This window comes from Streptomyces sp. MnatMP-M17 (assembly GCF_900091995.1).
Lineage (GTDB): Bacteria > Actinomycetota > Actinomycetes > Streptomycetales > Streptomycetaceae > Streptomyces.
The window spans coordinates 1-5,799 of record NZ_FMDK01000389.1 but is presented as its reverse complement, the minus strand read 5'-3'; the positions used below and the strand labels follow the sequence as shown (position 1 = coordinate 5,799).

The window sequence follows — 5,799 nt, the reverse complement described above, 5'->3', positions numbered from 1 at the left end:
GACGCCCGCGCGGCCCGCCCGCCCACGTGGACGGGCCCGCCGCTCCGCCCGGTCAGGCGGCCTTCAGCGCCGCCAGGCGCGCTTCCACCTCCGCGCTGTCGCCGACGCTGTCCAGCCGCTCGAACTGCGCGTCCAGGGACGAGGCGGCCAGCTCCTGCTTGCCCGTCGCTCTCGCCTCCTCGCGCCGCACCTTGTCCTCGAACCGGCCGATCTCGCTGGTCGGATCCAGCACATTGATGTTCTTGACCGCGTCCAGCATCTGGTTCTGTGCCTGGGCGGTCTTGGCCCGTGCCACCAGTTCGTCGCGCTTCGACTGCAACTGGCCCAGCTTGGACCGCATCCGCTCCAGACCAGTCTTGAGCTTGTCCACGACCTCCGTCTGCGTGGCGATGGCCGGCTCCGCCGTCTTCGCCTCTTTCTCGGACTGGAGTTGCCGTTCCAGGGCCACCTTGGCGAGATTGTCGAAGGTGTCCGCCTCCGTGCCATGGCCGCCCAGGCGCAGTTCGTCCGCCTTCCTGCTCGCCGCGAGCGCCTTCACGCCCCACTCACGGGCCGCTTCCACGTCCTCCTGGTGATCCTGCTCCAGCAGACGGAGATTCCCGATGGTGCCGGCCACCGCCTGTTCCGCCTCGCTGATGTTGTTGATGTAGTCGCGGATCAATTGGTCCAGCAGCTTCTGCGGATCCTCCGCCTGGTCCAGCAGCGCGTTGATATTGGCCTTCGCCAGCAGTGTGACGCGCCCGAGGATGGTCTGCTTGGTCATTGCTCTTCTCCTTGTGGGGGAAAGGGAATTGCGTATTGCGTCAGAAACGGCCGCCACCGCCCATCCGGGCGCGCGTACCGCCGCCGCCGAAACTGCCGGGACGGCCGCCGCGATAACCCCCGCCGAAGCCCCCGCCTCCGCCCAGTCCGCCTCCGCCGCCGAACAGGCCGCCGAGGATGATTCCGCCGAGCACGGCGCCGCCGAGCCCGCCTCCCGCGCCCGGTACGCCGCCCATGCCGTACCGGCTTCCGTACGAGGCCACATCCTGCTCGGCGAGATACTGGGCCTCCCGGGCCAGCTCGTCCGCGAGCTGCGTCTCGGCCAGCGCGGCCTGTACGTCGGCCGACGCCGCCGCATGCCCGCGCTCCAGCCGCCGCTGCGCCTCCACCAGCCGGGTACGCGCCTGGCTGCCCACCGCTCCTCGATGGGTGGTGATGTAGTCGGAGGCGGCGCCGATGGCCGAACGGGCGCTGAGCGTCGCCTGGTCGAGGAGTGTGCCGGCCCGGCGGATGCCCTGCTCGCGCTCGCGGGCCCCGGTCAGTGCTTCGTCCAGGACCGCGTCCGTCTCCTCGACCCGGCGCAGGGCGTCGATCGGGTCGTACCGCCCCGCGTCCAGTTCACGCCGTACCTCCGCGACCACCGCCTCGGCGCGGCCGATCCGGCCCTGGAGGTCGGCCGTCGACACGCCCGGCGTGGTGCCGCGCAGCAGACCGCGGGCGTCGGCGAGATCCGTCTCCGTCTCGGTGAGCGCGCCGGGCAGCTTCCCGGCCGCCTCCGCGAGCTCCAGCGCGCGCCGTTCGACCGCCTCGACCAGGATGGCCGCCTGTCCGATGGCGGCCTCCGCGGCCCGTACATGCACGGCCGCCTTGCCGTTCTCCGCCGCGTCGATGAATCCGCGCGCCTTGTCCAGACCGGCGGAGGCGAACTCCAGCCGGTCCTCGGCCTGCTCGACGCTGTCCGCGACGGGCGCGGAGGCGGAGTCGGCGTACCGTTCGCGCAGCGCGGAGAGTGTGCCGCGTGCCGTGGTGGCGCGTTCGCTCAGCTCGCGGAAGGCGGTTCCCGCCGAGTCCAGCGCCTGCGGCGCGTTCTGCTCCATGGCCCGCAGCCGGTCGAAGTCCTCGGACTCCGCGTCCAGCCGGTCGTTGGCCTCCGTGCAGCGCGCGATGATCTCGTCCAGCATCCTGCGCCGGGTCGCGTCGTCCTCCGGAATCGCGTCGTCCAGTTGCTGTCGCAGCCGGAACGCCAAGGTCAGCTGGCCCTTCGCGAAGTGTACGGCGTCGGTGAAGGGCGCGGCGGCCTCCTCACCGAACTGCGCGGTGGCGAAACCCAGTTCCTCCTGGCTGGTGCGCAGGGCGTCGTCCGTCTCGACCAGGAGCTGTTTCGCCCGGCCGTCCAGCTCGGGCAGCGGCGTCGGCGGTGGCTGCGGAGCTCCGCCGGGAGAGCCCCAGCCCTGCTCGCCGGCGCGCGTCGAGGTGCGGGCCGCCATCCGCCGCTTGCGCTTGCCGTAGACGTACGCCGCGAGGGCCGCGAACGCGAGTACGACGGCGATGGGCAGCACCAGATTGGTCGCGGCGCCTCCATTGGCGGCCCTGCCGCCCGGATCCGGCTCGCCGGGAGTGATGGCGGGCGTGGGTATGGGCCGGCCCGCGAGCACCGCGTCGTATCCGTTCGCGGCACCGATCGCCGCGCCCGCCCAGTCGTTCTGCCGTAGCGCGGGCTCGACGGCGGTCCTGGCGACATCGGCGAGCTGGCTGTCGGTGAGCGGAGCGCCTACATCGACGGAGTAGGCGTACAGCCGGTCATGGGTGGCGACCGCCAGCAGAATGTCGTCGCGGCCGAGGCCGCTGCGTACGGCTGTCGAATCGGCCCAGCTCTGCGGCGAGTGTCCGGAGAAGTCACGTACGTAGGCGACGAAGAGCTGGACGTGTCTGTCCGAGTAGAGACGGTCGAGTGAATCGCCGACCGCCGCCTTGCGGTCGCCGAGCGCTCCCACCTTGTCGGTGATCTGTCCTTGCCGGGACAGTGTGATCGGGCCCTCGGCCTGGGCGCCCCGGATACCGGGTATGGCCAGGCACCATGCCATGACCAGTACGGCCAGAAGCGTCCGGCCGGCTATGTGCGTCCGGGTGGAGCTCTCGGGAAGCATCACAATTGGGAGGTTATGTCTGCGATGGACCGTCCGCGACCGGAAATGACCGCCACCGGCGCGGATACCGCGCGCCTGCCGCCCGGTTCCGGCGCATAGCCTGGTCGTCCTCATGACCGCACGGTCATAAGGCGCTCAGGGGGAGGAGACGGCTTTGCGGGCACGGCTGCGCGGATTCGGACGTACCTTGAGGACGCCGCTACGGGCCTGGCGCAGCCCACGCGCACGGTGGCCCAGGAGGATCGTGGCGGTACTCGCCGTGCTGCTCGTCGTACCGGTGGCCACCGCCGCCGTCTCGCTGCGGATCAACTACGCGGGCGACATCGAGGACGGCACACGGACGCGCGGCCGGGATGCCATCTGGCTGGGCCATGCCTGGGTGGACGGCCGCAAGAAGGACGCGGATCTCGACGCCTTCGCGGAGCGCATCCGCGGGACCGGAATACGCGATCTGTATGTCCACACCGGCCCGCTGGAGCACGACGGAACACTGCCCGCCGCCCGCTATCCCCGGGCCCGGTGGCTGATCGACGCCGTACACCGCACCATTCCGGGCGTACGGGTGCACGCCTGGCTGGGTGACGAGCTGGCGACCGAGGGCCCCGAGGGACTGCGGCTGGAACGGACGGCGTCACGCGCCGCCGTGGTGCGCTCGGCGAAACAGATCCTGGACGCGGGATTCGACGGTGTCCATTTCGATCTGGAGCCGCTGCACTCGGGAGACCGGGATTATCTCTCGCTCCTCGACGATCTGCGCGTGCTCACCCGGGCCAGGGACGTACCGCTCTCCGTCGCCGCCCATCAGATCGATCCGCTGCCCGCGCTGCACTCCGTCGCCGGCGCCCTCACCGGACATCCCAAGTGGTGGTCACAGGCGTTCTTCGCGGAGGTGGCCCGGCGGGTCGACCAGATCGCGGTCATGTCCTACGACACCGCGATGCCGCTGGAGAGCCTCTACGGCGGTTATGTCGCCCAGCAGACCACGCTCGCCCTGGAGGTCACACCGCGCGACACCGATCTGCTGATGGGACTGCCGTTCTACTACGAGGAGGACATGAGCCATCACGGCCACGCGGAGACCGTCGCGGCAGCGGTCCGTGGCACCAGGCTGGGCCTGGGACGCACGGACCGCGACCGGGAGCGGTTCGGAGTCGCCATCTATGTCGACTTCGCCGCGCGGGAGGGCGACTGGACGGCGTACCGCGAGGGATGGGGCTGCGTCACGGCTGGATGCTGAAACGCTCCTTCGCCAGCAGCGGCCGTACGCGCGAGGCGAATCCGCCCGTACGGAACGGCCGCTGGAGCAGGCCGGGACGCAACTCCTGGGCGAGGGCCGCGGCGATCATTCCCTGATCGAGGGCGAGCACGAAGTCGCTGACCCGGCCCGTTCCCACATTGACGGAGTCGCGGAAGCCGTAGCGGTCGTCGTACGCGCCGAAGTCATGTGCGAGCGCCTTCAGGTTGGCGAGGGCCTCCGTGCGCGCCTGCGGGAGCGCGAGGAAGGAGGCATGTGGCGTGACGACGCCATTGGTGTAGGCGGAGGCGGGCGGCAGCGGCTCGCCGTACGTGACGAAGGTACGGTCGGTGTTGGAGGCGTAACCGTCGATCTGCATGCCGATCGCGTCGACGCCGTACTCCTGATAGCCGCCCTCGGGCACATTGGAGGGCGAGAAGCCCCAGTAGCCGTAGCCGGCCTCCGCCAGGCCGTGTTCGATCTGGGAGCGGACATAGCGGCTGTGGTTGATGCCCCAGGAGCCGGGCGACCACTCGGTCTCGGGCACGAAGAGAGGCACCATCAGCGCCTCGAACATCGAGCCGCCCCAGGTGGGAACGAGCTTGCGGCCCCGGTAGGTGTAGTGGCCCTGCCAGACACGGACACCGTCGATGGTGGCGTACGTTCCCTGCGGCGGCTGCTCCTGCCCGTTCTCGGGAACCAAGGTGCGCAGCATGTGCCAGTAGTGCTCGCCGGGCAGGCTGCCGTCCGCTATGCCCAGATAACTGGCCATGCGCGGCTCGGTGTTGAGAGCTCCGTAGTGGTGACCGGTGGGCTCGCCTGTGTCGGTCCAGAAGCCGCCGCGGAGCTGGCCGGGCCGGGCCACCGGGTCCGCCGGGTCGTACGGCGTGTAGTAGTACGACCAGTCCGCGGTGGCGAGCAGCGCGGCGACCCGAGGGCGCAACGACGGATCCGCGTCGGCGGCGATACGCAGACCGGTGACGAGCCAGGCGTTGTCGACGGAGGAGAGGAAGGGACGGATCGGATCACCGGTGTCCGGCCAGCTCGTGAGGACGGAACCGTCGTGGGCGTCGTACCAGTTGAGCCAGAAGCCGTGGTGGCGTTCGAGGCGCTCGACGGCCGAGACGGTACGGGCCAGCCGGCGGCGCATGGTGTCCTGGTCGATCACTCCGAGGCCGGCCGCGGCGACGGTGGACCAGAGCCCGCAGCCGATATTGGTCGGTGAGGTGTTACGGGACGGCACGGGCGTGCCGGAGCCGCTGAGGTCGATCTTGTCCGCGGCGAGACCGAGATCGGTCGTCATGGCCTCGATCGAGTGATACGTATCGCGGAACCAGCGGCGCAGCAGCGCGGTATCGGAGGTGTGGGAGACACCGGCACGCGATGCGGCGGCAGCGGGCGCGGCGAGTGCAGGTGCGGATACGGCTCCGAGGGACAGAGCGGCGGCCCCGGTCCCCGCGGCGGCGAGAAACGTGCGACGGTCCATAAGAGTCCAGCTCCTCTTGACGGATGTGGAGTTGCGGCTGTGGTTGCGGCTGTGCTGTTGGCGGTGGCAGTGGCAGTGGCTGTGCTGTTGGCGGTGGCCTCCGAAGCGGCCTAGGGTCTTTCGTTTGGATCAGGCTGGGTGGGGGAGCGCCCGCCGCGGGAGCGGCTGAT

The 5,799-nt window shown here is 70.4% G+C and carries 4 protein-coding genes; 1 reads left to right on the top strand and 3 read right to left on the bottom strand.

Annotated elements, in window-relative coordinates:
* Positions 1-52 precede the first annotated feature (52 nt).
* Both GA0115259_RS18105 and GA0115259_RS18100 read right to left on the bottom strand, forming a co-directional pair.
* Entirely contained in the window at positions 53-763 is a 711-nt protein-coding gene (locus tag GA0115259_RS18105) for a PspA/IM30 family protein (RefSeq protein WP_093597952.1), read from the bottom strand.
* A 40-nt stretch (positions 764-803) separates the two neighbouring features.
* Positions 804-2,909 (bottom strand): TPM domain-containing protein, encoded by a 2,106-nt coding sequence (locus GA0115259_RS18100; protein ID WP_093597949.1) that lies wholly within the window; start codon positions 2,907-2,909, stop codon positions 804-806.
* Positions 2,910-3,096: 187 nt separating this feature from the next.
* On the opposite strand from GA0115259_RS18100, the gene GA0115259_RS18095 reads away from it, so the two are divergent.
* A complete protein-coding gene (locus tag GA0115259_RS18095) occupies positions 3,097-4,146 on the top strand; it encodes a glycoside hydrolase family 18 protein (protein WP_237540145.1) in 1,050 nt (349 codons plus the stop codon).
* Here GA0115259_RS18095 and GA0115259_RS18090 read toward each other — a convergent pair.
* On the bottom strand, positions 4,130-5,629 hold the full coding sequence (locus tag GA0115259_RS18090; RefSeq protein ID WP_093597943.1) for a glucoamylase family protein: 1,500 nt from the start codon (positions 5,627-5,629) through the stop codon (positions 4,130-4,132). The genes GA0115259_RS18095 and GA0115259_RS18090 overlap by 17 nt on opposite strands.
* Between the last annotated feature and the right edge of the window lie 170 nt (positions 5,630-5,799).

Bases quoted from the DNA above. Each gene is read 5' to 3' on its own strand.
- GA0115259_RS18105 (WP_093597952.1), bottom strand. From the start codon at position 763: ATGACCAAGCAGACCATCCTCGGGCGCGTCACACTGCTGGCGAAGGCC.
- GA0115259_RS18100 (WP_093597949.1), bottom strand. From the start codon at position 2,909: ATGCTTCCCGAGAGCTCCACCCGGACGCACATAGCCGGCCGGACGCTT.
- GA0115259_RS18090 (WP_093597943.1), bottom strand. From the start codon at position 5,629: ATGGACCGTCGCACGTTTCTCGCCGCCGCGGGGACCGGGGCCGCCGCT.